This is a genomic window from Mycobacterium scrofulaceum (genome assembly GCF_002086735.1).
Classification (GTDB): Bacteria; Actinomycetota; Actinomycetes; order Mycobacteriales; family Mycobacteriaceae; genus Mycobacterium; species Mycobacterium scrofulaceum.
In genome coordinates, this window is sequence record NZ_MVIJ01000017.1 from 66,380 (window position 1) to 92,401 (window position 26,022).

Sequence of the window (26,022 nt, forward strand, 5' to 3'; positions counted from 1 at the left end):
CGATTCACGCGCGCTAGCGAATTTCCCGCAGTCACCCGGCCCCCGAGCTTCCGGTTTGTCCAACCAGGAGCCTTGCTCGGGGGCCGCGCCATGTCCGGACGCGGTTACTGGCTCACCTTCGCGGCGATCTGCCCGGCGAGTTTGCCCGCTTGACCGGTCTCGGCGTCCGGGCCGCACAGCAACAAGTCGACGACCACACTCGACACCGCGTGCAACGCATGGTGGCAGATCCGGGTGCCGTCGGCCTGCGTGCGCTGTTGATAGATCTTCGGCACGGTTCCGGTGACCTCGCCGAACTTCCATTCGCTGGACTTGCCGTTGAAGGTCAACGTGATCGATTGACCCGCGCATGCCCTCCACCTGTCCGCGGATGCCTGCACGAACGCGGTCGCTTTGTCGGGCGACGAAAACTGCGCGACCGCTTCGTAGAGGCGGTGAACTTGGTTCTCGCCGGTCGTGTGCACCGCTTGGCCGCTGACCCCGGTGTAGCCGTCCGCCCCCTTGTAGGCGGATTCTTCGATGGGCTCGAAGACGCCCTTGCAATCCGGATTCGACAGCGTCGGCCTGAAATTGCGCAGCTGCATGGCTTTCTCGGAGGCCACCAGGTTCGGATCGCCGACGATCGCCCCGACATCGGCGGGGCCGAGCAGGTAGGAGTCCAGCGTCGGCGCATTCCCGGCGGCCGGTGCGCCGGGCGCCGCCGCAGTCGGCGCGCCGCCGGCCTTGGGGGAGGGCTTCGTCTTGCCGCCCTGGGCGGCTAACACCGCGACGACCGCGATCACGGCGATCACCGCCGCGGCCGCCCCGCCGATGATCAGCAACCGCTTGCTGGACCCGCCCGCCCCGGCCGGTACGCCTGGCGCGGCGGACGGGACGCGGGCCGGCGCAGGGGCGGCGGGTCGGGGTGCGTCCGGTGGCGCCTGCGGCTTGCCGGCGGCTGCCGCCATGCCCGGCGCGCCGTCCTTGGCTTCGATCTCGGCCAGCACGTTGTCGATCTCGGTGCGGGTGCGGTAGGTGACGTCGTGGCGCAGGCGCAGCATGCGCAGCAGCTGGCCGATATCGCCGCGGGCGCTGGGATCGTCACCGTCCTCGTCGAGGCCCTGCCTGAGTTCGATCAACAGCTGGGTCTGCTGCTGCGGGCTGAGCTCTTTTTCGGCGAGGGTGTTGCCCAACCGGGTGATGTAGCCGAACGGCACCGGGGGCTCGTCGGGCAGCGGGTCCGGCAGCGGCACCGGCTTGCTTTGCAGCGCGTGCACCGCGGTCACGAGTTGGATGCCGGCGTCGACCGTCGGTTCGCGGTAGTCGATGATCTGCAATGCGGCAAGGGGATTCACGCGCATGCTGTCGATGTCGCCGATCCGGACGGGCAGGATCGGCCGGTTCAGCGCCCTCGCGTAGCGCAACTCGGCCTGACTCGGCTTGGATTGCAGCCAGTTGTTGGACAGCGCCACGATGAACACGTCGCACGACCGGATCTGCTCGAGAATCTTGTTCCACCAGGACTCGCCGCCGCCGAGCTCTTGGTCGAACCAAACCTGCTGCTGACCGCGCCGAAGCGCGGTCGTCAGGGCGTCGACCGTCGCCCTGTCCTGGCTCGAGTAGCTGATGAACAGCGGCATGACGGTCTCCTACGGGGAGGCGTAGCAAACATACGGGCGTAATGGGCGCATGCGGCTATTGGGCATGCGCCGATACCGTATCAGTGTCGGGCCGCATCGGACGGCGCAAATTCGCGGCTGCTCGGGGCGCGGCGGCCGAAACTCAAGGGTGGCCACCGTCCACCGGCGATGCTTCTTCGGGCGGGTGGAATTCGGCGTAGCGGCGCGCGAATTCGTCGCCGGGAACCGGCCACTGTTCGCCGGTGGATCCCCGGACCACCCAGTCGCCCTCCACCGCGGTCGCCGGGCCCTCCAAGGTGTTCACAGTCTCGCCCGGGCACGCCGGCCGTGCTTGCACCCGGCCCTTTCGCCGCCAGCGCCCGTCGCCGGCCGGCTCGTAGGTGTCGCGGAAGATGTCGTCCCGAACCGACCACACCTTGCCGTCTTCCTGAATGGCCCAGTCGCCCGCGTCGGCGCGCATCGTGTGTCCCGAGTCCGACGTCCATGTCCATGGGGCGCTTCGTTGTTCGGCGCTCACGGTGCCCACCCGGTTAAAGGACTGCCACAGCGGACGCGACCGGAAGCCCAACTGGCGCAGGCTCCACAGCGTGCCGGCCAGGCTGCGCACCGCGGCGTTGAGCAGCACCGGGTCGCTCTGCACCACCGACCAGTCGACCAGCTTGTCGTGGATCTTGTGTGAATCGTCGCGCGGCGAACCGTATTTCCAGCCGTTGCGGCGGTAATAGCGGCACCAATCCTCGTGCTCGGCGCGGGCCATGCTCATCGCCGAATACCGGTCGAAGCCCATCAGGCCGAGTTGCTCCAACGGCGGCAGGTCCGCCATCTCGTTGCCGGACAGCTGCGCGGGCGGGCTGCCCCAGGTATTCCAGGTGTGGCCCGCGATCTGCTCCACCATCCACAGCGCGTTGCGCACCTGGCGCCGATTGGACCCGCGGTAGAACTCGTTGAGTTCGGCCCACGGCAGCGCGGCCGGCGACCGCGGCGCTTGCGCGTCGATTGTCGAGACGTACCGCTCGTGGATCAGCCTCGCCGCCCTCTCCCACGCGTCCTGCACCTGGCCCTCCTGGGTGTCCAGCACCAGCGAGTAGGACTGCAACCGGCCGACGACCTGGATCGAGTCGTCACTGATGCTGGTGTTGAGGTCCGAGGCATAGATGGGCATGTCGGGGAAGCGGGCCGCCAGCCTGGCGGCGGTCGTCGCGGCGTGGGAGTCCACGAAGATCACGGCGCTGGTAGCCGGGTCGGCCTCGCCGATCAGCTTCAGCATGGTCGGCACCGTGGGCGCCTCGGCTGTCGCACCGATCGTCGGTCCCTCCGACACGAATCCCGCCTGCTGCCGGTAGAACTCGTGATCCGCCAGGTACTCCTGGGCGTCCCTTTCGACCAGCGTGAGCGCGGGCAGCGGCACGGCGCCGGGCGGGGTGTAGAAGTCGCGCTCCAGGGCGCGCTGGGTCAGGTCCGCGCACAGCGCAAGGGTCAATTGGGAAGTGCCGCAGACGAATACGAGCGTGGTCCGGCCCGTGGCGATGATGCCGTCGAGGAGCCTGCCCGCGGTCACCTCGTACTTGCCGACAACGTCGGCCGCCCATCGAGTGTCCGATCCGCCGAACTGCTGGGCGCGCCAGGCCTGGGCCAGCCAAGGGTCGTCCATCCGCACGATGAGAGGCAGCCGCCGCTTGTGGGCGACCTCGTCGAGCCGGCGGCTGATCAGGTCCAGCCACATCAGGTTGATCGCGGGGTCGGGCGCCATCAGGTAGAGCCGGGACAGGCGCCGCCACAGCCGCAGCGACACCAGGGTGGACGGGTTGTTGAAGTCCACCAGCACCACCCGCGCGCCCTGCCTGCGGGCCCGCTGCACCCGGTCGTCGCTGGCGCCGGTGATGACCACCAGCGTGCCGCGCCGGTCGAGCGTCCGCGCGACCGCACTGATCATCGACTGCGTGTCGCCGTCGACGCCGACGATGGCCGTCACGGAATCGGCCAAATTGGCGCGCAGCCGGTCCACCTGGGATCGAAATACGCCGACCACGACGCCGCCCAGCCCGGTGAAGATCGCCGACAGTGCCGCGATCCGCGCCAGCTCCAGACCGACCGGAGTGGGATTCGGGCAGGTGCGTCCGCCGACCGAGAAGTCGCCGGTTCCGCCTTTGACCAGACTGGCCGTGGCCATCAGCGGGGTGAAGAGCGCCGGGTGGTTCGCGTCGTGGCAGCCCCAATAGGAGGTGAGGCCCAGGACCGCCGTCAAGGGCACCAGGGCCGCGATCAGGCTGAACGAAACGCCCACCACCCGGTGGCTGCCGCCCGAGCGCAGGGTCAGCACGGACGCCCAGATCAGCACGGCCACCACGATCGCCAGCGTCGGCATCGACCCGGGGCGGCCGAACCACCCGAGGGTGGGCGGCAGCGCGTCGATGAAGGCGGGCCGCAAGTCCAGCGCGGCCAGATACGCGATGAGCAGCAGCGCGACCGCGGTGACGCCCCAGCGCAAGATGGGCGAGGGAACCCTGGTGGGACGCATCCGCCGATCTCCCTTCGCGCGGTATCGGCTGCTCGGACGTCGAACAGTACACGCAAAAGATCGGCCGAAGGCAATGGTTCCGGGGCCGAGTTGCGCTGGCGGGCAACGGGTCGGCGGTTATCCGGCGTAGCGCGACAGCCGCGCCGAAAGGTGGGGGACCAGGCCGCCGTCGGCGTCCACCCGTTCCTCGACGTAGGCCAGGTCGCCCTCGACGATGCCGTAGAGCCGTTTCGCGCCACCGACCAGCACGCCCGACCGGCTGCGGGCCAGCGCGTCGGTCACCAGCTCCCACGAAGACGGGGTGCGCGGCCGTCCGTAGAACAATTCGACGTAGCCGGCTGAATGGGCCAGCAGCAGTTCGATGGCCTGCGATTCGCTGGGGTCGTCGGGGTCGCTGACAAAGCGCCAGAAGCCGGTCTCGCGCAAGCCCCGTTCCAGGTAATCGCCCGTCTCGCCGAGCCGCCACGAACGCGATTCCCAATTCAGATAGTCGCCGCCGTCGTGTGAGACCACGATCTGCTGGCCGAAGCGGTAGTCCCCGTCGTGCCCGCGGCCCTCGCCGTGTCCCCGCCACACCCCGACCAGCGGCAGCAGCGCCAGCAAGGCGTCGTTGAGGTTGGCACCCTCACGCAGGTTGGCGGTGTCGGCGGGAAGCGGCAGGTCGTCGAAGGCGGGGATGTTGCGGCCGGCCGTGACCTTGGCGCGCTCAGCGGCGGCTGCCACCGCACGATCGCCGGAGCTCGCGGAACTCGGTGGTTCGTCGCCGCGTCCCCCGCAAGCGGGAGGTACCCCCACTGGATCGTCGCCGGCGCGGGTCACGATTCGTCGGTGATGAGCCGGTACAGCGTGTACAGCGCGAACCAGGAGATCACCACGACCGCCGCGACCAGCATGATCTCGAAGAAGAGCACCACGGGGACAAGTCTATTCGCCCCGTGAGTTCCCGGTCAGGCCAGCCGGGGTCTCAGGCGATCTTGACGTCCACCTCGTGGATGCCCGCACCCGAGGGACTCACCACGGCATTCCCGTTCCCGGCCGCCGACAGGGCCCGCAGCGTCCAGGATCCGGGCGCCGCGAAGAACCGGAAGTCACCGGTGGCCGACGCGACGACCTCGGCTGTGAACTCGTCGGAGGAGTCGAGCAAGCGGACGAACGCGCCACCCACCGCCTGGCCGTCGCCGTTCACGACGCGGCCGGTGATCACCGTTTCCTTTTCCAAGTCGACGCTGGCGGGCAACGTCACTCCTTGCTTCGGCGCAGAGCACATATCAGCTTCCCAACTCGATCGGGGCACCCACCAGGGAGCCGTATTCCGTCCAACTTCCGTCGTAGTTCTTGACGTTTCTGTGGCCGAGTAATTCCCGGAGCACGAACCAGGTGTGCGACGAACGCTCGCCGATTCGGCAGTAGGCGATCGTTTCCCTGGCGCCGTCCAGACCGGCGTCGGCGTACAGCTTGGCCAGCTCCTCATCGGACTTGAAGGTCCCGTCCTCGTTGGCGGCCCTGCTCCACGGCACGTTGATCGCCCCGGGAACATGGCCCGGCCGTTGGCTCTGCTCCTGCGGCAGGTGCGCCGGCGCCAGGATCTTGCCGGAGAACTCGTCGGGCGAGCGCACGTCGACCAGGTTCTTGGTGTTGATGGCCGCGATGACCTCGTCGCGGAAGGCGCGGATGCTGTTGTCCGGTGCGGCGGCGGTGTACGAGGTGGCCGGCCGGCTGACCGTGTCCCTGGACAGGGTGCGACCGTCGAGTTCCCACTTCTTGCGGCCGCCGTCAAGCAGCTTGACTTTCTCGTGGCCGTACAGCTTGAAGTACCAGTAGGCGTAGGCGGCGAACCAGTTGTTGTTGCCGCCGTAGAGGATCACGGTGTCGTCGTTGGAGACGCCGCGTTCGCTGAGCAGCTTCGAGAATTGCTGCGCGTCGACGAAGTCCCGCTTGACCGGGTCCTGCAAATCGGAACGCCAGTCCAGCCTGATCGCGCCGGGGATGTGGCCGGTGTCGTATGCGCTGGTGTCCTCGTCGACTTCGACGAAGACGACACCGGCGGCCTGAGGATTGCTGAGATTGCTCTCGGCCCAGTCCGCGGAGACCAGGACGTCGGAGCGTGCCATGCGGGGGATCCTTTCGATCGCTTGCTATGAGCGGGTCATGCGGTGCGCGCGGCGCCTCGGAAGCGCGCGACCAGGGGATAGAGCTGGCAGCCCAGGCAGATGCCGAAGGCGGCGTTGAGGAAGGCCGCGACCAGCGCCGCGCCGGTGGCGATGACGCCGACCAAGAAGGCGCCCGCGGCGAACCCGACCACACCCGCAAGCGCGAAGATCAGGCCGACGAGTTGGGCGAATTTCAACGGTGCGACGGGTTCGCGCTCCTGGACGGGGGAGAGCCGGGGCGCGACGACCCGCGCGAACACGCGCCCATACGGGTGTTTGCGCGGGCCGCCGACGGCGCCGACGGCGAAGATGACGGCCTGCACGCCCAGGACGATCGCCGCCGCCGGCGCGCTGGCGACCGACACGGCGAGCGTGCTGACGAGGACGGCGGTGGTCACCCAGGCGGCGAACCGCGGGCCGCGCACGTCGACGGTGTCTGGCTGGGTGGTGATGTTGCTGCTCGGCACGGTACTACTCCTGGGTACGCCTGTTGCCTGGGGAACGAACGACGGGAGACTTGCCTCGGTGACGTTCCGGGGCTGCTCCGAGTGCTTACGCGAAAGCGCGCGGCAACTCAGCAGCTACAGCAACAGCGACAGCAACAGCCCGCGACGCGGCACAGATCGACTGCGCGGCGTTGCGTGAGCAGAGGCTCAAGGCGGGCTAGCACGTCGGCAAGCTTACCGAACGACGGAGAGCGATCAAATCCGGCGGCGGTTGCCGCGCGGCCGGCGGGCACGGGCGGCGGCCGGGTTACGACTGCTTGAAGCGATCCAGGTCGACGGTCACGCCGTAGCTGATGCCCTCGATGATGACGTCGGAGCCGCGCGCCCCCTCGGTCTTGGGTGCCACCCCGAACGGGAGCCGCTGGTCGGGCACCCTGGTGGCGAAGGCGTGCAGCACCGCCTCCCGCCTGTCGTCCGGAACGGCCTGGTCCGCGGTGTCCGCGCCGGTCAGAACGCCGGTCGGGGTGATCACCAGGGTCGCCTGGTCGTCCGGGGCGATGGAGAGGTCCACGGAGACGCTGACCCGGTGCTCGAAGTTGGCCGAGTGCGGGGTGCCGCTGAACACCAGCCCGTGGCTGCCGGAGATGCCCGACGCGGTGACACCGCCGGTGGCGGTGTTGGTCTCCCTCGGAGGGGCCTCCACCATCAGGTCGCTGATCCCCATGTAGCGGCCCAGGTGTGTCGAGTCGATGATGATCCGGCTCTCCAATTTGCCCACCGGCAGCTTGGCATCGGGCCCGATCAGCCAGGAGGACTGGCTCAGATCGACGGAATACATCGTGGCTTCCAGGGTGGCCTTGCCGACCGTCGCATGGTCGACGGCGTTGGCCTTGATCTCCAGCTGGTTGTAGTGGTCACGCATCGCCTGGGGGATGAACGGAAACGCCACGATGGCCACGAACGGGTCGGACTTCAGGCCGGCCACTTTCCGGACGCTGCTGGACAGCCGGTATTCGGCGTAGATGCTGCTTCCATAGTCGACGGCCACCGCACCGAGCGCCAGCACGGCCATGGCGATCACCGCGGCCGCCACCGCGATCAGCATCTTGCGCACCCGCACATTGTCGCGTAACCCCTGCCCGTGGGGCGGCCGACCGCCCGCGTGGCGGGGCTCACACTGCTTCGTCACCACGCAAAAATGGCAGGTGGCAAGTTATCGTTAGGTGGCCTGGCAACTAACGCGTCGTGGCGTTGCGAATTGTGAAGATGCCGTTCCCCCGAGCTGGAGGGGCTAGTTGGAGCTATTACTGCTGACCTCGGAGCTGCATCCCGACCCGGTCCTGCCGTCGTTGTCGCTGCTGCCCCACACCGTCCGGACGGCTCCGGCCGAACCGTCGTCGTTGCTCGAGGCCGGGACGGCGGACGCGGTGCTCGTGGACGCGCGCACCGACCTGTCGTCGGCGCGCGGTCTTTGCCGCCTGCTCAGCACGGCGGGGCGGTCGGTCCCGGTCCTGGCCGTCGTCAGCGAGGGTGGCCTGGTGGCGGTCAGCGCCGACTGGGGGCTGGACGAGATCCTGCTGCCGAGCACCGGGCCCGCCGAGATCGACGCGAGGCTGCGGCTGGTGATCGGTCGCCGGGGCGGCCTCGCGGACCAGGAGAGCGCCGGCAAGGTCAGCCTGGGCGAGCTGGTGATCGACGAGGGCACCTACACCGCGCGGCTGCGCGGCCGCCCGCTAGACCTGACCTACAAAGAGTTCGAGTTGCTCAAGTACCTGGCGCAGCACGCCGGGCGCGTGTTCACCCGCGCGCAATTGCTGCACGAGGTGTGGGGATACGACTTCTTCGGCGGCACGCGCACCGTCGATGTGCACGTGCGTCGACTGCGCGCCAAACTCGGACCCGAATACGAGGCATTGATCGGCACCGTCCGTAACGTCGGGTACAAGGCCGTCCGGCCGGCCCGCGGCCGGGCGCCGATCTCGGGCCCCGCTGACGACGAGGCCGCCGAGGACGTCGGGTCCGACTCCGAAGATCTGCAAGAGCCGCTGGGCGACCCGTTGCGCAGTCAGTGACCGCGCCGGTTTGGCGCTCGACGCTGACCGCGGACGAGCGGCGGCAAGTGCGCGAGTTGGTCACGGCAACAACGGAATTCGATCGGGTGGCCCCCGTCGGTGAACAGGTGCTGCGCGAACTCGCGCACGACCGCACCGGGCATCTGCTCATCAGCGAGGCCGACGGGGTAGTCGGCTACCTCAATCTCTCGCGCGACGCGGATGCCCCGATGGCGGAACTCGTGGTGCATCCACGGGCGCGGCGGCGTGGTTTCGGGACGGCGTTGGCGCGTGCGGCGCTCACCGAGACCACCGGGCGCAACCGGTTCTGGGCGCACGGCACTCTCGAGCCGGCCCGGGCCACCGCGTCCGCACTGGGCTTGGTCCCGGCGCGCGAGCTGCTGCAGATGCGCCGGACGCTGCGAGGCGCCGATGACCTGGCCCGCCCCGTGCCCGGCGTACAGATCCGCACCTACGCGGGCACCGCCGACGACGCGGAGCTGCTGCGCGTCAACAACGCCGCCTTCGCCGGGCACCCCGAACAGGGCGGGTGGACCGGGGTCGAACTGGCCGAGCGTCGCGATGAACCATGGTTCGACCCGGCCGGGTTGTTCCTCGCGTTCGACGCGTCCGAAGCCGACCAGCCGGGCAGACTGCTCGGCTTCCACTGGACGAAGGTGCATCCCGACCAACCCGGCCTCGGGGAGGTCTACGTCGTGGGCGTCGACCCGTCGGCGCAGGGCCGGGGCTTGGGGAAGATGCTGACGGCCGTCGGCATCGAGTCGTTGGCGCGCCGGCTGGCGGACTCGGCCGAACCGACGGTGCTGCTCTACGTGGAGTCGGACAACCTCGCGGCGGTGCGCACCTATCAGCGCTTGGGCTTCAGTACCCACAGCGTCGACACCGCCTACGCCCTCGCTTCCGGCTGACAAACGTGCAGACAGCGGGTCCGGGCCCCCGCCTTTCACCTCTACTTGCCAGCAGAAACGTCGCCGCGGCCTGCATCGGAACATATTTTCGCCGCGACCTGGCAACCTTTTGAGAGATGGCCGGCGGTGCACACGCGGGTCCGGACGCGTCAAGGAAGCGAGATCGGTGAGGCTGCACAGGGGAGGAAGGGCGCTGGCCGCGCTGGCTTTGGCGCTGGTCGTCGTCAGCGGCGCGTTGACCGGTTGTGGCAGCGATCAGAACCGCCGCGGCGGGTCGCCGGCAGCCGTGTCCGGGCCGACCGGCACGGCGGGATGCGGCGGCAAGAACAAACTGACGGCTGAAGGCTCGACGGCTCAGCAGAACGCGATGGCGCTGTTCAACCAGGTCTGGGGCCGGTATTGCCCGGGTAAGAGCGTGGCATACAACCCCACGGGTTCCGGGGCCGGCCGTGAGCAGTTCATCGCCGGCCACGTCGACTTCGCGGGCGCCGACTCTCCGCTGGCCGCCGACCAGATCGGTCCGGGCGCCGCGCGCTGCGACGGCAACCCGGCGTGGGACTTGCCACTGGTCTTCGGGCCGATCGCACTGGTTTACCACTTGGCCGAGGTGCCGGCGCTGGTGGTCAGCAGTGACGCGCTGGCCAAGATCTTCAGCGGGAGGATCACGGCGTGGAATGACCCGATCCTGGCGGCCCTCAATCCCGGCGTCGCGCTGCCCGGCACCAGGATCACGCCGATCTACCGGACGGACTCGTCGGGCACCACCGACAACGTGCAGAAATATCTCACGGCTGCGGCACCGCAGAGCTGGATCAAGGGCGTGGGCACCGAATTCCAGGGCGGGGTCGGCGAGGGGGCCGCGAAGTCGGCCGGGGTTGTCCAGGCCGTGCGGGCCACCCCGGGAGCCATCGGGTACGTCGAGAAGGGCTTTGCCGACCAGGGCGGCATGCCCTACGCCCGAATCGCCACCAACAAGGGCGTGGTAGTCCCGCTCACCAACGAGACGGCCGGACAGGCCGTCAAGGCCGCCAACTTCATGGCCGACGGCAACGACTTGGTGCTTGACCTCAACCCGGTGTACACCTCCCAGGACCCGGGTGCCTACCCGCTGGTGCTGGCGACGTACGAGATCGTGTGCTCCAAGGGCTCCGATTCCGATACCGCCGCCGCGATCAAGTCGTTCCTGACGGTGGCGGCCGGCAGCGGGCAGACCGATCTTGCATCCGCCGGCTATGTGCCGCTGCCCGATAAGGTCAAAGAGCGACTTGTTGCGGCAATCAACGCCCTGCAGTAACCAAGCCGCCCGGGCATAAGGAGCGACAAACTGTGCCGGGACCACAGTGACCACGCCAAACCCGAACGATGCCGGCTCGGGCGCGACCGTTGCCGCGCCCTTTCCCGAGTCGCCGCTGATACCGATCAACCCGTGGGGGCATGCACGCCCTCATGTCGGGGATCGGGCCTTCCGCTGGCTCGCCCACGGATCGGGCGTGTTGATCGTGGCCGTGATCGGGGCGATCGGCGGATTCCTGCTGCTGCAGGCGGTCCCCGCCTTGAAGCGCAATCGCGAGAACTTCTTCACCTACGGCGGGAACTGGGTCACCACCGACACGTCGGCATTGCACTTCGGCATCTCCGACCTGCTGAAGATCACCGTGTTCGTGTCGGCGTTCGCGTTGGTCCTGGCGATGCCGGTCGCGCTGGGCGTCGCGATCTTCATCACCCAGTACTCGTCGCGGCGCGCGGCCGGCCCACTGGCCTACGCCGTCGATCTGCTGGCCGGGGTCCCCTCGATCATCTATGGCGCGTGGGGCCTGTATGTGCTGGCGCCGCAGCTGCGGCCCGTCGCGACCTGGCTGAACCGTTCCATGGGCTGGTGCTTCCTGTTCGCCGACGGCAACGCGTCGGTGGCCGGTGGCGGCACCATCTTCACCGGGGGTGTCGTCCTGGCGGTGATGATCCTGCCGATCATCACCGCGGTCACCCGCGAGGTGTTCATCCAGACACCGCAGGAGCAGGTCGAGGCGGCGCTTTCGCTCGGCGCCACGCGTTGGGAAGTGGTGAAGACGATCGTGCTGCCGTTCGGCCGGTCGGGATACATCAGCGCGGCAGTGCTGGGCCTCGGGCGCGCGATGGGCGAGACGGTCGCGCTGCTGATCATCTTGCGGGGGACGCAGGCGGCGTTTGGCTGGTCGCTGTTCGACGGCGGTTCCACGGTCGCGACCAAAATCGCGGGGGCCGCGGCGCAGTTCAACGATCAATACAAGGCGGGCGCATACATCGCCGCGGGGCTGGCGCTTTTCGTGCTCACATTCCTGGTCGACGCGCTGGCCCGCGGTGCCGCCGCCGGGACGCGATGGGGCACCCGATGACCTCGATGCTGGACCGCCCACTGAAGCCGCGCACCTTGTCGAGGCCCAGCCGGCGCCGCCGGACCGCCGATCACCTTGCGATGGGGCTGGTTTCGCTGTCGACGGTGATCGCGGTGACGCCCTTGCTCATGGTGATGTACTCGGTGATCGCCAAGGGATTCAAGGCGGTCACGTCGACCGTGTGGTGGACGCACTCGCAGGCCGGCATGACGGGTTTCGTGGCGGGCGGCGGCGCGTACCACGCCATCGTCGGCACGGTGTTGCAAGGATTGGTATGCGCGCTGATCTCCATCCCGATCGGCCTCATGCTCGCCATCTATCTCGCCGAATACGGTGGCGGCACCCTGCTGGGCAGGCTGGCCACGTTCATGGTGGACATCCTGGCCGGAGTGCCCTCGATCGTGGCGGCCTTGTTCGTCTACGCGCTGTTCGTGACGACGTTGGGGCTTCCCCGGTCCGAGTTGGCGGTCTCGCTGGCGCTGGTCCTGTTGATGCTTCCGGTGATCGTGCGGGCCACCGAGGAGATGCTGCGGATCGTGCCGGTGGATCTCCGTGAGGCCAGTTACGCGCTGGGCATCCCGAAGTGGAAGACGATCGTCAGGGTCGTGCTTCCGGCCGGGATCTCGGGCATCATCACGGGCATCATGCTGGCGGTGGCCAGGGTGATGGGGGAGATGGCCCCGCTGCTGATCCTCGTCGGCTACGCCCAATCTATGAACTTCGACATCTTCAGTGGATTCATGGGGACGCTGCCCGGCATGATGTACAACCAGACCAGCGCCGGCGCCGGCGTGAACCCGGTCCCCACGGATCGGTTGTGGGGTGCCGCCCTAACCCTCATCCTGGTGATCGCCACCATCAACATCGGGGCCCGAGTGATAGCGAAGTTTCTTGGCGCGAAAACGTCATAGGCAGGAGCAGTAAGTGGCCAAGCGGTTGGACCTCAAAGCCGTCAACATCTACTACGGTTCGTTCCACGCGGTAGGGGATGTGACGCTGTCGATCCTCCCCCGCAGCGTGACGGCGTTCATCGGCCCGTCGGGCTGCGGCAAGACGACGGTGCTGCGCACGCTCAACCGGATGCACGAGGTGGTCCCCGGCGGCCGGGTGGAGGGCAGCGTGCTGCTCGACGACGAGGACATCTACGGCGCCGGCGTCGACCCGGTTGGCGTGCGCCGCGCGATCGGGATGGTGTTTCAGCGGCCGAACCCGTTCCCGGCCATGTCGATTCGTGACAACGTGGTGGCCGGTCTGAAGCTGCAGGGCGTACGCAACCGCAAGCTGCTCGACGAGACCGCTGAATACTCGCTGCGGGGCGCGAACCTGTGGGATGAGGTCAAGGACCGGTTGGACAGGCCGGGCGGCGGGTTGTCCGGGGGTCAGCAGCAGCGCTTGTGCATCGCGCGGGCGATCGCCGTGCAACCGGACGTGCTGCTCATGGACGAGCCCTGCTCGGCGCTGGACCCGATTTCGACGATGGCCATCGAGGAGCTGATCAGCGAGCTCAAGCAGGACTACACCATCGTCATCGTCACCCACAACATGCAACAGGCGGCGCGGGTCAGCGACTACACCGCGTTCTTCAACCTGGAAGCCGTCGGGAAGCCGGGGCGGTTGATCGAGGTCGACGACACCGAGAAGATCTTCTCCAACCCCAGCCAGAAGGCGACGGAGGACTACATCTCGGGCCGGTTCGGCTAGCCCGCACGCGGTTCGCTTACTGCGAGGCGGGTTTCGTTTCCTCTTCGGGCAGCTTGCCGGTCGCCTGGAAGATGACGCGCCTGGCCACTTCGACGGCGTGGTCGGCGAAGCGCTCGTAGAACCGGCCCAGCAGGGTCACGTCGACGGCGGCCGCCACACCGTACTTCCATTCGCGGTCCATCAACACCGAGAACAGGTGGCGATGCAAATCGTCCATCGCGTCGTCCTCTTCGCGGATCCGGGCGGCTTTCTCCGGGTCGCGCGACATCACCACCTCTTGCGCGCTGTTGCCCAACTCGACTGCGACACGGCCCATTTCGGCGAAGTAGCCGTTGACCTCTTCGGGCAACGCGTGCTGGGGATGCCGCCGGCGGGCGATCTTCGCGACGTGCAGAGCCAGCGCGCCCATCCGGTCGATGTCGGCCACCATCTGAATCGCGCTCACGATGGACCTCAGGTCACCGGCGACCGGTGCCTGCAAGGCCAGCAGCACGAAGGCGCTTTCCTCGGCTTGGGCGCTCAGCGTGGCGATCTTCTCGTGGTCGGAAATCACTTGTTCGGCCAGCACCAGATCGGCCTGCAGCAGGGCCTGCGTGGCCCGCTCCATGGCGATGCCGGCCAGCCCGCACATCTCGCCCAGCCGCTCGGACAGCTCCGAGAGCTGCTCATGATAGGCGGTCCGCATAGGGCCAAGCCTACGTTCTCGCCGGCGAAAAGGGTGGCGGAGCGCCGCCAAAAGCGCTTACTCGCAGGTGGTGTCGGCCGCGTTGGTCACCGTCAGGTCCTCGGGCAGCTTCGCCGGGGCGCTGCCGGAACCGCGTTCGATCTGCAGGCTGATCGACGAGCCACTCGGCTGGGGAGTGGCGACCGACTTGAAGTCGGGCCCGAGCACCACCTGGACGACTTGGCCGTAGCCGGAAACCCGCTGCACCTTGGCGTTGGCGAAGGAGGACGCCACGGTCGCCGCGGCCTGCTCGTTGCCGGGCGAGAACAGCACGGTCGTCGTGTTCACCGCACTCGGATAGTCATCGGGCGTCATCACGTTGAAGCCGTCCCGTTTCAGCTGGCTGGTCGCGGTGGCCGCCAGGCCGCTCTGGGTCGTCGCGTTGGAGACGCGCACCGTGACGTCGCCGGGCGTGGTCGTGGTCACCTGTTCGTGGCGAGCCTCCGGGGCGGCGGTGGGGGCCGGCGTCTTCTTGGTGGCGGGCGCCTTCGTCTGATCCGACTTCTGGTCGGAGGTTCCCAGATTCTGTGCGTTCTGGTCGTTTTCCTCGGGCAGCGGGTCGTCGTTGATGATGGCGTCGAACAGCGCCCGCATGTCGGCCATGCGCGGCGGTTCGTCGCCGTTCTGGTCGGTTATGCCGGTCGGGACGGTGACGAACGTGACGTGGCCGGCCGCCATCCCCTGCAGCGACTGGCCGAGTTGGATCAAGTCTTTCGACTGGACGTTGTCGACGACGGTGTCGCTGATGAACATGTTGACGACGTTGTTGAGCTTGTTCAGGTCGAGCAACGTGTCCTCGGAGATCAACGAGCGCAGCAACGACGACAGGAACAACTGCTGGCGTTTGATCCGGCCGTAGTCCCCGTTGGTCTCGGTGGTGACCTGGCGGGCCCGCACATAGTTCAGGGCGGTCGGGCCGTCCAACACCTGGCGGCCGCCGTGGTCGAGCACCGTGCCCAGCTCGTAGTCGTGCAGCGCGGATTTCGAGCACACCTCGACACCGCCCAGGGCGTCGACCATCTTGGCGAACCCGGCGAAATCGACGGCGATGAAGCGATTGATGCTCAAACCGGAGAGCTTCTGGATTTCCTTCACCAGGCATTTGGGGCCGCCGAACGCAAACGCCGAGTTCAGTTTGGTCTCGGTGTAGACCATCTTCGGACCCCAGGTCTTGGTCTTCGCGTCGTAGAGGGGCCCGTACTTGCCGGTGTCCGGGTTCCACGCCTCGCACTGGATCGGGGTGATCGCCAGGTCGCGGGGGAACGACACTGCGACCACGCGCTTGCGGTTGGCCGGGATGTTGACCAGCATCACGGTGTCCGACCGGGCGCCGCCCGCGTCTTCGGTGTCACCGGCGCCCATGTTGGCGTTGTCACCGGCGCGCGAGTCCATGCCGACGATCAGGAAGTCTTCGTCGCCGTACTGTCCGTTGCGGTCGCGAATGTCATCCGATCCCTGGTCAAGGGCGCTGACGGTGTTGAGCCGGGCATTCTTCGACGTGCTCCATTGCCACGCCCCACCGGTCATGGCCACGGCGAGAACGGCGAGCAGCGCCGCCACCGAGCGCGCGGCTAGCAGCACCGGGCGGCGGCGGTGCCCGGGTCTGCGCTCGTCGGCGCCGACGGCCTCCCCAGCAGTTGCCCCCAGGTCGGGCAGCTCCGACACCATGTCGAGGGAGTAGGCCAGGTCCTCGATCACCTGGGTTTGCTGCAGCTCCACCGGCAGCCCGGAGCCGGGCTCGGCGGCGCCGACGTCCGGTTCTGCGCGGCGGTGACTGGACCGGCCCGTTGAGGGGGCTCCGAGCTTCGCGATCAGGTCGGCGACGCTCACCCCGCCCCCCGTGTGGCATCCCGATCCTTCGTCGCCGGCTACCCGAGGCGGCGCGGGTTCGACGGCGGTGTCGCTCTGCCAAAGGTGGAGGCTGTAGTCGGACGGCGGCTCCGAGAACCGCTCCCATGGGGCGGCTCCCAGCGCCGAGCGCCGAGCGTCGGGAGTGGCGTCGCCCTCGGCGTCACTCATGTCCTACCGGCCTCCGAAGCTCTGATGCGGATATCAAAGTGTCCGTGCGCGATGTCGCCTCAGCGCCTGGCGTTATGGGCGCTGCGGGTGGTGCCACCCGTGGGTCGCACTCCTTTGTCGCGCTCGGGCGGGGGCGCGTTACCGATCCACCGTTGGAACGCGCAAATGCGAGCAAGGCCCACATCGTACTGAGTTATCGGTCCGGACGCGATTTCGAGCGGTCGATCAGCCGCCGGAGTGCATCACATCGGCGCCCGCCGGCACGCTGCAGTCGTCCGGGTCGGTCAGCCAGCCTTCCGGCAGCGCGACCCGGGCGGGTGAGCCCTGCCGTCCCCGGGGACCGCTCGCGGCGTCGGGGAAGGGGACGGTGACGTCCAATTGGCTTAGCAGAGAGTCGAGTTCGTCGAGCGTCTTGACCATCGCCAGCGCCCGGCGCAGCTCCGAGCCGGCCGGAAACCCGTGCAGATACCAGCCGATGTGCTTGCGGATGTCGCGCATGCCCTTGTCCTCGCCGAAGTGCGCCGCCAGCAATTGTCCGTGCCGGCGGACGATGTCGGCCACCTCGCCCAACGTGGGCGGGGCGGGGGCCGGGCTGTCGGTGAACGCGGCGGAGAGCTCGGCGAAAAGCCAAGGTCGCCCCAGGCAGCCGCGGCCGATCACGACGCCGTCGCACCCGGTGGTGGCCATCATCGTCAGCGCGTCGCTGGCGTCGTAGATGTCGCCGTTGCCCAGCACCGGAATCGTCCGCACGTGCTGCTTGAGCAGGGCGATCTGCTCCCAATCGGCGGTTCCGGAGTAGCGCTGCGCCGCCGTGCGGGCGTGCAGCGCCACCGCGGCGGCGCCCTCCGATTCGGCGATCCGGCCGGCATCCAGGTGCGTGTGATGCTCGTCGTCGATGCCGACGCGGAACTTGACCGTCACCGGGATGCGGGCGCCTTCGGTGGCGCGCACCGCCGCCGCGACGATCTGCCCGAACAACCGTCGCTTGTACGGCAGCGCCGCCCCGCCGCCGCGCTTGGTGACTTTGGGTACCGGACAACCGAAATTCATGTCGATGTGATCGGCCAGGCCCTCGTCGACGATCATCTTGGCGGCGGCGTAGGTGGTCGCCGGATCGACCGTGTAGAGCTGCAACGAGCGCGGAGATTCGTCCGGGGCAAACGTTGTCATGTGCATGGTGACCGGGTGCCGCTCGACGAGTGCGCGCGCCGTGACCATCTCGCAGACGTAGAGACCGCTGACCGTGCCGACCTTCGACCGCTCCAGCTCACGGCACAGCGTGCGAAATGCAACGTTGGTCACGCCCGCCATCGGGGCCAGCACGACCGGGCTGGCGAGCGTGAGTGGACCGATGCGCAAGACCGCTACCGGCGGCTCATCGCAAGCTTGCCGGCGGTCTGGTGCAGCTCGAATGCGGTCGTCTTCTTGCCGGTGCGCGCTTCACGATCCAGTTGGCGCTGCTTGGATATCTCGAACTTGTCGCAGGCCTGCTCGAGTTCTTTGATCAGTAGGGCGAGGTCGTCGCGCATCGCGGCCGCCTCGCCGGTGAAATCATCACGCTCGAAGATGCGCCACTTCTTCAGCACCGGCATCACGACATCGTCGAGGTGGATGCGGGGGTCGTAGACGCCCCCGACGGCGATGAACACGGCCTTGCGCCGGAACTCGGGAACCTGGTAGCCCGGCATCTGGAAGTTGCGCAACACCTTGTGCAGCTCTTTCATCGCCTGATTGGGCGCGATCTCAAACCCGGCCTCGCTGACATCGCGGTAGAAGATCATGTGCAGGTTCTCGTCGGCCGAGATCTTGGCCAGCAGCTGGTCGGCGATGGTCTCGTTGCAGGCTTTCCCGGTGTTGCGGTGCGAGATCCTGGTCGCGAGCTCCTGGAACGTCACGTAGATCACCGAGTCGAACAGGCTCTCGGCGAACAGATCGGCCCGCACCTGTTGGTTCTGGCCCGGGCTGAAGCCCCGGTTGACCACCTCGATACGCAGCTTCTCCAGTTCGACCGGGTCGACCGCGCGGGTCACCACCAGGTAGTCGCGCAGCGCGATCCCGTGCCGGTTCTCCTCGGCGGTCCACCGGTTGACCCATTGGCCCCACGGGCCATCCAAGCCGAAGTTCATCGCGATCTCGCGGTGGTATGACGGCAGGTTGTCTTCCGTCATCAGGTTCTGCACCATCGCCACTTGGGCGAGGTCGGAGAGCTTGCTCTCCTCGGGGTGCCAGTCCTGCCCGCCCAGCGCGTAGAAGTTCTTGCCGTCCGACCACGGGATGTAGTCGTGTGGGTTCCAGTCCTTGTGCATGCTCTCGTGCCGGTTGAGGCATTTCTCAACCACCGGCTCGAGCTCGTGCAGCAGCTGTAGGTTTGTCAGCTCGGCTGACATACGGCCTCCAGTTATCTGTGTCGACGGGTAGCAGTCAATATATCTGTGTACTTCAGTAGCATCAAGCTGCCTGGCCGCGCGCCGTATAACGGTTCGGTTTCACCTTCGGGGCGGCCCGGACGCGGCACCCAACCCTCAGGTTTGCCGCCGTACCGCGGTCGCTAAACAGCCGCTCAGCTAGCCCAGATCCGGGGTGGGCACGTATGGCGCCGCGGTGATGTAGAGCATGTTGACGCAGTAGTCGATGAATTGCTTGCGACTCGCCCCGAGCTGCCCGTTCAGGTACGCGGTGAACAGGCTCGACAGGCCGCCGATCAGGCTGGTGGCGATCATCTTCTGCAGCACCGGGTCACCGATGCGGGACAGCTTCCGCTGCAGCAGGGCGATGAAGTTGGGCATCCATTCCGCGCCCGACCGGGTCAATACCGGCTCGACCGCCGGCGCCAGCAGCAGCACGCGCCCGCGGACCGGGTCGTCGACCATCAGCTCGACGAACTTTTCGACGGCTTCCCGCGGAGTATTCGCCGAGGTGAGCGTGGTCATCGCGCGCGTACAGACGTCGTCGTAGACGGCGCGCACGAACTCGTCGCGGTCGGCGAAGCTTTCGTAGAAGTAGCGTTCGGTCAGCGCGGCTTTGCGGCAGACGGCGCGCACGGTCAACGCCGGTCGGCCGTCGCCGCCGAGCAGTTGCACACCGGCGGCGATCAGGTTGTCGCGGCGGAGGGCGAGGCGATCCCCCAAGGGGACGCCGGTCCAACGGCCCCGTCGTTGACCGGACTGCACATCGCTCCTAAGCTGAAAAATGACAACGCATGTAGTCAGTTTTGCAGATACCCACAGGAATCCAATAGTGACTCAACATACGTCCGCACCCCGCCCGCCGACCAGCGATGAAGCAGACGGCGATACGGCCGCCCCGCCCACGGCAAACGATTCGGTCGGGGTGGCCGGTGGCTGCCCGGTGTCACCACTCGGTTACGACGCGCCACCCACGCCGCTGGGCCCTGAGTCACTGACGTGGCGGTACTTCGGGGATTGGCGCGGCATGCTGCAGGGCCCGTTCGCGGGATCCATGCAGAACATGCACCCGCAGTTGGGCGCCGCGGTGGAGCAACACTCGACGTTCTTCCGGGAGCCCTTGCCGCGGGTGATGCGGTCGCTGTACCCGATCGGCGGGGTGGTCTTCGACGGCGACCGTGCTCCGACGACGGGCGCCGAAGTCCGCGACTACCACACCGACATCAAGGGCGTCGATGACCAAGGGCGTCGGTACCACGCGCTGAACCCCGATGTCTTCTATTGGGCACACTCCACGTTCTTCATGGGCACAATCCTGGTGGCCGAACGGTTCGGCGGCGGTTTGACCGAGGCCGACAAGCGCCAACTCTTCGACGAACACATTCAGTGGTACCGGATGTACGGCATGAGCATGCGTCCGGTGCCCAAGACCTGGGAAGAGTTCCAGGTCTACTGGGATCACATGTGTCGCAACGTATTAGAGGACAATTACGCGACGCGTGCGGTTCTCGACCTGACGATATATGACGAGCTGCCGATCGCTCCCTGGCTTCCGGACTGGCTGTGGGGCGGCCTGACCAGGCTGTCGCGGCCGTTCTTCGTCTGGCTCACGGTCGGCCTGTATCACCCCGCCGTTCGCGAGCGGTTGGGCTTTGAGTGGACCGATCGCGACGAGTGGCTGCACCGGCGCTTCGGCAGCCTGGTGCGGCTGATCTTTGCGTTCGTGCCGCCCAGGTACCGCAAGCACCCGAGGGCCCGCGCCGGCCTCGACCGCGCATCCGGCCGCATCCCCGCCGACGCGCCGCTGCCGCAGACGCCGGTGCGCAACCTGCCGCCGCCGGACCGCCGGGGCGATCCGAGCCACTACTGCCCCAAGGTTTAGCGCCCTCTAGTGGGCGTGACCGTGGACGTCCTCCAGGCCGGCCTGGTGCACGTGCTGGTGGCTGTGCTCGGTGCCGTCGCCGTGGCTGTGGGCGTGTTCGTGCTGAACGTGCTCGTGTTCGTGGGCGGTGTGGGCGTGCGCGTGGCTGACGTCGCCGTGCTCGTGGTCGTGCGCGTGGGGCGCGTCGTGGGTGTGCTGCGCGGTCATTGTTGTCGTCTCCTCAGGTAGATGCGCTGTGTCGATCGCCGACGGCTTTCAGGCCGCCCGCCGCCTTGCGGTGGTGACCGGGCACGCCCGGACCGGCGTGCTCGGCGTTGAAGACGGCGTCCATGACGAGCTGTCGCACGTGGTCGTTCTCGAGGCTGTAGAAAATGGTGGTGCCCTCCCGGCGGGTGCGAACCAGTCGCGCCATTCGCAGCTTCGCCAGGTGTTGAGAGACCGAGGGTGCCGGCTTGCCCACGTGCTCGGCGAGCTCATTGACCGACATTTCGCGGTCGGTCAGCGACCACAGCACCTGGACGCGAGTGGCGTCGGCCAGCATGCGGAAGACCTCCACGACCAGGTTGGCCTGGTCGTCCGGCAACCGGCCTGGGCTATTATCTGCATGCATACGCAAATACTAGTCAAGGCCCGGGGCTGCCGGCAACGGGCGCTTTCTAGGGAGCCGGGACGACCGTGGACCGGCGCTGGCCACCGTTGCGCTCGTTCCAAAGCCGGTAGACGTCCACCGCGCCGTCCTGAGGCTGGTAGCGCATCGGCAGGCGCCGCTGGTCCCAGCGCTTGGCGAATTCGTCGTAAAAGGTGGACACCTCGAAATACTTGCGGTCGTCGAGGTAGTACTGCTCGTAGGCCTCGCGTGTGATCAGGAAGATGACTTCCTTCGGTGAGCAGTAGTACAGCGAGCCCAGGCACATCGGGCAGGGATGGGCCATCACGTAGATCGTGCTGTCGACCAGGTGCTCGGTGCCCAGCTTCATGCACGCCTCGCGGATGGCCAGGATCTCCGCATGGGCGGTCGGGTCGTTCGTCTGCGCCACTTTGTTGGCGCTCTCCGCGAGTACCTCGCCGTCCTGGACGATCACGGTCGCGAACGGGCGGCCGCCGTCGGCGACGTTGTGGCGGGCGAGGTCGATGGTCCGCTGGGCGAAGTCGGTCACAGGTCGGAGGGTAGTCCCGCGGAGGGCGGGATCGGCGCTGTGATAGTGACTAGATTGTCTATTTGATTTCGGGATCGGGATGAGGAGCAGCATGGCGCGCACCGACCGTGATCGCTGGGACCTGGCGACGAGCGTGGGCGCGACGGCGACGATGGTCGCCGCCCAGCGCGCCCTGTCCTCGGACGCGAAGTTGATCGACGACCCGTACGCGGCCCCGCTCGTGCGCGCCGTCGGGATCGAGGTCTACGTCCGGCTGGTGAACGGCGAGATCCCGGCGGGCGGCACCTCCGAGTTCGATCCGCACCGCATGGCGCGGGGGATGGCTTGCCGCACCAGGTTTTACGACGACTTCTTCCTGGAGGCGGCGCGGAGCGGCATTGGCCAGGCGGTGATCCTCGCGTCGGGGCTTGACGCCCGTGCCTACCGCCTGGCGTGGCCGGCGGGCACCGTGGTCTACGAGGTCGACATGCCGGAGGTGATCGAGTTCAAGACCCTGACCCTCGAGGGCCTCGGCGCCGAGCCGACCGCCGAACGGCGCACCGTCGCGGTCGACCTGCGCGACGACTGGGCCACCGCGCTGCGCGACGCGGGATTCGATCCGCAGGCACCGTCGGCGTGGAGCGCCGAAGGGCTGCTGGTGTATCTGCCGGAGACCGCCCAGGACGGGTTGTTCGACAACATCACCGCCTTGAGCGCGCCGGGCAGCCGCCTGGCCTTCGACTTCGTACCCGACACCGCCGTTTTCGCCGATCCGCGCTGGCGCGCGCACCACGACCGGATGAGCGAACTCGGGTTCGAAGTCGACTTCAACGACCTCGTCTACCACGGCGAGCGCAGCCACATCGTCGACCACCTGAGCCAGCGCGGCTGGCAGACCTCATCGCAGACCGTGGCCGAACTGCACGCCGCCAACGGCTTCGCCTATGCCGACGACGAGGTCGCGCAGGCCTTTGCCGATGTGACCTACAGCCGCGCGGTGCTCGGCGGATAGCAGCAGCCATCCCGTCGCAGCCGAAACGCTTTGGTGCCCCCACTAGGACTCGAACCTAGGACCTGCGGATTAAAAGCCGCTAGGTGGAACGCACTTGCCGTCGCTGCATTGTCCGGCAGTGATCCCGCAGCGGCCACAGAAAGCGCTTCTGAACTGGGCAGAAAGGGTAGTCACGGTCTAGCAGGTGCTGTGTCGCGCGTTCGCCCTGTTCGGCACGTCGCGGAAAGTCTGCTGACACGCTGCTGACAAGTCCGCCGCGCCGCGCTGAAATTGGCAGGCACTGTCATGGGCCTATGGCACGATCGATGCGTGGACCCGCTCACAATTGTTGTTGCAGCTGTTGCTCTCGGAGCGCAGGAAGGCGTACGGGAGACGGTGGCGGCTGCCGTCAAGGACACCTACGCCGGGCTCAAGCGGCTCATTACGGACCGCTACAAGGGCGTCGACCCCACCGGCGTCGAGAACAAGCCAAGCTCCGAAGCGAAGCGGGCCTCGCTGGAAGAAGACCTGAAGGATGCAGGCGCAGAGCAGGACGCGGACCTCTTGGCTGCGGCGAAGGCGGTCATCGAAGCCGTCCGCGCGGACAATCCCCAGGCGGGAGAACCAATTGGGGTCGACCTGGAGAGGATCGAAGCGGAAGCGCTTCGTATCCAGAATGTGCAATCGACCGGTGGGGGAGTTCGCGTTCGCGATGCAAAGGTCGCCGGGGCTATCGATATCAGCGGTGTGTCGTCGGGCCAGACGGGACCACCGGCCACCCCTTAGCGGGCGCGGCAGCATCTGAAGGTTCTGCTGCCGCGCCGTTAGTGCATCTAAGCGGTAACACTGTTGGCCGTGATCTCAACGTCACTCTGGGCAATCCATCGGTCTACGAAACGATGGGGCGGGACGCGTACCTTGCTCGGGCTTTAGAAGATTCGGATTCACGGATCGAACGGCGACGGGCTGGTGCGGGTCTCGACGAAGCTCAGGTTGCGCGGATTCAGCACCTCCTACCTCAGGTACCTCACCAGTTGAGAGGGTTGTCGAGCGGTCAATTCATCGTTCTGACAGGCGCATTGGGAACTGGCAAGTCGGACATAGCCGAGGGCTGGATTCGTAGTGCGGCAGAGTTGGCGCAGAGCGATCCCGATGCTCCGTTACCGGTTTGGGTTGCCATAGACGACCTCGAGTCCTCGCTAGAGGTCCACCTCCAGCGCGAAGTCGGTGTACTGGCGCTGGAAACTGTCGGCGCAGATATCGTCATCGACGGCCTAGACCAACGCGCAGACCGTGCCGAAAGGACCATTGGCTACGCGGATTCGCTTACACGACGGTGGCCGCGTTCGCGCGTTGTCCTGACATCCCGTGCAACACACAATGTTCGCGACAGCGTGGTGATCCGAGTCGACCCAATGCCGAAGTCTTATGGTCGGAAACTGGTGAGCTTGGTGGCCGGTACAGCACAGGTCGGCGACCTGCGACCTGAAATCGAGGAAGCTCTTGAACGGCCTCTGTTCGCCTTATTGATCGGACAGCAGGCCAGTTCGGGCGAACTCACCACGATGACGGAAGTCATTGAGGGTGTTGTCCGCAAGGTCGTTGGGAGGGAGGACAAGGACCTTTATCCCCACCTACGGCAATTGGCCATCCGAACAACAACGACTGCACGTCCCGTCGACCCCGAGAGCTTTGTTGACTTCGATGTGGCTTCCAAGCTTCGAGATTCGCCGTTCCTGACAACGACAGCGCACGGTTTGTCATTCTCGTTGGCAACCTTCGAGCAGTGGTTTGCTTCGCGGGCCGTGCTCGAAGAGGCTGTTTCACTGGACGACATTCTGGTGGACCTGCCGTCGTTCGACCGATGGAAGTACGTGCTGTCAATAGTGCTCGCGTCTGGTGAACCATCACGAGTAGATCCAGTGATGGCGCGCATCGCGCGTTGGAACCCTGGGGCAATTGGATGGATCATCAACGAGACTGAAAGCGCAGGACTAAACCGATACAGGGAAGATTCGTCAGATTCCCAGCAGCAGATGGGTTACCGCCTGCGGTTTGCACTTGAGGCGATGCTCGACGGTCTAGGGCCACTGTCCGCGGCCTTCACACCTTTTGCAACTACCGGCCTCGACTCGTTGGAGCACTTCTCCCTTGGGCTCGAATACGGCGGTGAGAGGGTCAGCACTACATGGCTCATATCGAACCAGGTCCCAGATAACCCCCTTCCGCCACTAATTGACGCATCGGTTGAGGTATCCACCAACCGTTGGTTCTCTATCGAAACAGCCGCAATGCCCGCTTCGCGGAACTGGGTGTGGGCTGCTGCGCGAAACATCTTGGCGGGCGACCTAAGCGAGTGTCTAACGTCGGTCGCCATCCGCATAGCCAGCCAACATGACGGTGTTGTGCGGCGCGAGGTGGAAGATCTTCGGCGAAGGAATGTAACTGACCCAACGGATCTCGACGACATCGGTCGCGGCTTATATGGCAGTATCTACCCGCTGCCTGACGTTATGCCGGGTCGGAATGGCTGGCCCGGGTTCTCGCTGGAATCCGTGGCGAAACGAGTCCGCGCCGTCATCGAAGCCGCGATCCAGTGCTACATCGAGCTTTGCGATAGTGTTGCGCCAAACTTCGGAGATACGTTGGCACACAAGGGAATGATGCCTTTCGAGTATTATGCTGATATGTCCTACGGGGGTTCGGGTAGCGGTGGACCGTTCTCATTAGGACCTGCCGAACCAGGAATCCGTTGGCTTCTCCGACCGATTGGGACGCCGCTCCCGAACGGTCAGCGGCACGGCAACAACGCAGTGAACATCACGATCAACGATGAGACGCGGTCAGCCGAAATCCGAGACGACAAGCAAGCTTTTGGTGATGCGTACTTTGAGTACATCGCTAACACGCCTGGCCTGAAACCATTCTCGGATTCGTTCTCGATCTCCACAGGTCGATTCGACATCATCGACAAGAAGCCAGCCACGCACATCGCGGTAGGTTGGCTATGGGACGATCTCAAGAACCTGAAGTGGGTGTCCGGCCTGAAGCCGAACGACAGGACAGAGTAGACGGTGGG

The 26,022-nt window shown here is 66.7% G+C and carries 26 protein-coding genes; 10 read left to right on the forward strand and 16 right to left on the reverse strand.

Features of this window, described 5'->3' with window-relative positions; translation table 11 throughout:
- Positions 1-104: 104 nt before the first annotated feature.
- The 8 genes from BST44_RS13440 to lmeA form a co-directional block, all read right to left on the reverse strand.
- The gene (locus BST44_RS13440; protein ID WP_083177608.1) at positions 105-1,619 is read right to left on the reverse strand and encodes a sensor domain-containing protein; all 1,515 of its coding nucleotides are present in this window, start codon (positions 1,617-1,619) and stop codon (positions 105-107) included.
- 142 nt (positions 1,620-1,761) lie between these two features.
- Positions 1,762-4,137 (reverse strand): hypothetical protein, encoded by a 2,376-nt coding sequence (locus BST44_RS13445; protein ID WP_083177609.1) that lies wholly within the window; start codon positions 4,135-4,137, stop codon positions 1,762-1,764.
- 117 nt (positions 4,138-4,254) lie between these two features.
- Complete coding sequence (locus BST44_RS13450; RefSeq protein WP_083177639.1) at positions 4,255-4,932, reverse strand: heme-binding beta-barrel domain-containing protein; 678 nt, start codon at positions 4,930-4,932, stop codon at positions 4,255-4,257.
- A gap of 169 nt (positions 4,933-5,101) precedes the next feature.
- Complete coding sequence (locus tag BST44_RS13455) at positions 5,102-5,404, reverse strand: DUF1416 domain-containing protein (protein WP_083177610.1); 303 nt, start codon at positions 5,402-5,404, stop codon at positions 5,102-5,104.
- 1 nt (position 5,405) lies between these two features.
- A complete protein-coding gene (locus tag BST44_RS13460; RefSeq protein WP_083177611.1) occupies positions 5,406-6,248 on the reverse strand; it encodes a sulfurtransferase in 843 nt (280 codons plus the stop codon).
- A gap of 35 nt (positions 6,249-6,283) precedes the next feature.
- The gene (locus BST44_RS13465) at positions 6,284-6,754 is read right to left on the reverse strand and encodes a DUF4395 domain-containing protein (protein WP_083177612.1); all 471 of its coding nucleotides are present in this window, start codon (positions 6,752-6,754) and stop codon (positions 6,284-6,286) included.
- Between the two features lie 107 nt (positions 6,755-6,861).
- Positions 6,862-7,026 (reverse strand): Ms5788A family Cys-rich leader peptide, encoded by a 165-nt coding sequence (locus BST44_RS31525; protein ID WP_369332977.1) that lies wholly within the window; start codon positions 7,024-7,026, stop codon positions 6,862-6,864.
- A gap of 14 nt (positions 7,027-7,040) precedes the next feature.
- Positions 7,041-7,853, reverse strand: coding sequence for a mannan chain length control protein LmeA (gene lmeA, locus BST44_RS13470; RefSeq protein WP_083177613.1), 813 nt, complete (start codon positions 7,851-7,853; stop codon positions 7,041-7,043).
- A gap of 175 nt (positions 7,854-8,028) precedes the next feature.
- On the opposite strand from lmeA, the gene BST44_RS13475 reads away from it, so the two are divergent.
- From BST44_RS13475 to pstB, 6 genes are all read left to right on the forward strand, one after another.
- Positions 8,029-8,805: a winged helix-turn-helix transcriptional regulator gene (locus BST44_RS13475; protein ID WP_083177614.1), complete on the forward strand. Its 777-nt coding sequence runs from the start codon at positions 8,029-8,031 to the stop codon at positions 8,803-8,805.
- The gene (gene mshD / locus BST44_RS13480) at positions 8,802-9,713 is read left to right on the forward strand and encodes a mycothiol synthase (RefSeq protein WP_083177615.1); all 912 of its coding nucleotides are present in this window, start codon (positions 8,802-8,804) and stop codon (positions 9,711-9,713) included. The genes BST44_RS13475 and mshD overlap by 4 nt, the downstream gene beginning before the upstream one ends.
- Before the next feature lie 166 nt (positions 9,714-9,879).
- Entirely contained in the window at positions 9,880-11,007 is a 1,128-nt protein-coding gene (gene pstS / locus BST44_RS13485) for a phosphate ABC transporter substrate-binding protein PstS (protein WP_083177616.1), read from the forward strand.
- Between the two features lie 46 nt (positions 11,008-11,053).
- On the forward strand, positions 11,054-12,085 hold the full coding sequence (gene pstC, locus BST44_RS13490; RefSeq protein WP_083177617.1) for a phosphate ABC transporter permease subunit PstC: 1,032 nt from the start codon (positions 11,054-11,056) through the stop codon (positions 12,083-12,085).
- Positions 12,082-12,996 carry a phosphate ABC transporter permease PstA gene (pstA, locus tag BST44_RS13495; protein ID WP_083177640.1) on the forward strand — a complete coding sequence of 305 codons (915 nt, stop codon included), beginning with the start codon at positions 12,082-12,084 and terminating at the stop codon, positions 12,994-12,996. Before pstC ends, pstA begins: the two co-directional genes overlap by 4 nt.
- 13 nt (positions 12,997-13,009) lie before the next feature.
- On the forward strand, positions 13,010-13,786 hold the full coding sequence (gene pstB / locus BST44_RS13500) for a phosphate ABC transporter ATP-binding protein PstB (RefSeq protein ID WP_007166324.1): 777 nt from the start codon (positions 13,010-13,012) through the stop codon (positions 13,784-13,786).
- Between the two features lie 16 nt (positions 13,787-13,802).
- Here the strand turns inward: pstB and phoU are convergent, their stop codons facing one another.
- From phoU to BST44_RS13525, 5 genes are all read right to left on the reverse strand, one after another.
- Positions 13,803-14,471 (reverse strand): phosphate signaling complex protein PhoU, encoded by a 669-nt coding sequence (gene phoU, locus BST44_RS13505; protein ID WP_083177618.1) that lies wholly within the window; start codon positions 14,469-14,471, stop codon positions 13,803-13,805.
- Positions 14,472-14,528: 57 nt separating this feature from the next.
- Positions 14,529-16,529 carry an LCP family protein gene (locus tag BST44_RS13510; protein ID WP_083177619.1) on the reverse strand — a complete coding sequence of 667 codons (2,001 nt, stop codon included), beginning with the start codon at positions 16,527-16,529 and terminating at the stop codon, positions 14,529-14,531.
- 225 nt (positions 16,530-16,754) lie between these two features.
- Positions 16,755-17,888: a tRNA dihydrouridine synthase DusB gene (gene dusB / locus BST44_RS13515; protein ID WP_083177620.1), complete on the reverse strand. Its 1,134-nt coding sequence runs from the start codon at positions 17,886-17,888 to the stop codon at positions 16,755-16,757.
- 5 nt (positions 17,889-17,893) lie between these two features.
- The gene (locus BST44_RS13520) at positions 17,894-18,916 is read right to left on the reverse strand and encodes an acyl-ACP desaturase (protein ID WP_083177621.1); all 1,023 of its coding nucleotides are present in this window, start codon (positions 18,914-18,916) and stop codon (positions 17,894-17,896) included.
- Positions 18,917-19,093: 177 nt separating this feature from the next.
- On the reverse strand, positions 19,094-19,699 hold the full coding sequence (locus BST44_RS13525) for a TetR/AcrR family transcriptional regulator (protein WP_083177622.1): 606 nt from the start codon (positions 19,697-19,699) through the stop codon (positions 19,094-19,096).
- A 67-nt stretch (positions 19,700-19,766) separates the two neighbouring features.
- Here BST44_RS13525 and BST44_RS13530 point away from each other — a divergent pair, with 67 nt between their 5' ends.
- Entirely contained in the window at positions 19,767-20,816 is a 1,050-nt protein-coding gene (locus BST44_RS13530) for an oxygenase MpaB family protein (RefSeq protein ID WP_083177623.1), read from the forward strand.
- Positions 20,817-20,822: 6 nt separating this feature from the next.
- On the opposite strand, the gene BST44_RS13535 is transcribed toward BST44_RS13530, so the two are convergent.
- From BST44_RS13535 to BST44_RS13545, 3 genes are read right to left on the reverse strand one after another with little or no spacing between them, the layout of a single operon-like run.
- The gene (locus tag BST44_RS13535; protein ID WP_083177624.1) at positions 20,823-21,023 is read right to left on the reverse strand and encodes a zinc transporter Slc39a7; all 201 of its coding nucleotides are present in this window, start codon (positions 21,021-21,023) and stop codon (positions 20,823-20,825) included.
- A gap of 13 nt (positions 21,024-21,036) precedes the next feature.
- A complete protein-coding gene (locus BST44_RS13540; RefSeq protein WP_083177625.1) occupies positions 21,037-21,426 on the reverse strand; it encodes an ArsR/SmtB family transcription factor in 390 nt (129 codons plus the stop codon).
- A gap of 46 nt (positions 21,427-21,472) precedes the next feature.
- Positions 21,473-21,973 carry a nucleoside deaminase gene (locus BST44_RS13545; protein ID WP_083177626.1) on the reverse strand — a complete coding sequence of 167 codons (501 nt, stop codon included), beginning with the start codon at positions 21,971-21,973 and terminating at the stop codon, positions 21,473-21,475.
- 91 nt (positions 21,974-22,064) lie between these two features.
- On the opposite strand from BST44_RS13545, the gene BST44_RS13550 reads away from it, so the two are divergent.
- From BST44_RS13550 to BST44_RS29565, 3 genes are all read left to right on the forward strand, one after another.
- Positions 22,065-22,964 carry a class I SAM-dependent methyltransferase gene (locus BST44_RS13550; protein WP_083177627.1) on the forward strand — a complete coding sequence of 300 codons (900 nt, stop codon included), beginning with the start codon at positions 22,065-22,067 and terminating at the stop codon, positions 22,962-22,964.
- Positions 22,965-23,273: 309 nt separating this feature from the next.
- Positions 23,274-23,729: a Het-E N-terminal domain-containing protein gene (locus BST44_RS30100; RefSeq protein ID WP_023900268.1), complete on the forward strand. Its 456-nt coding sequence runs from the start codon at positions 23,274-23,276 to the stop codon at positions 23,727-23,729.
- Between the two features lie 257 nt (positions 23,730-23,986).
- A complete protein-coding gene (locus BST44_RS29565) occupies positions 23,987-26,014 on the forward strand; it encodes an NACHT domain-containing protein (protein ID WP_142274481.1) in 2,028 nt (675 codons plus the stop codon).
- Positions 26,015-26,022: the final 8 nt, after the last annotated feature.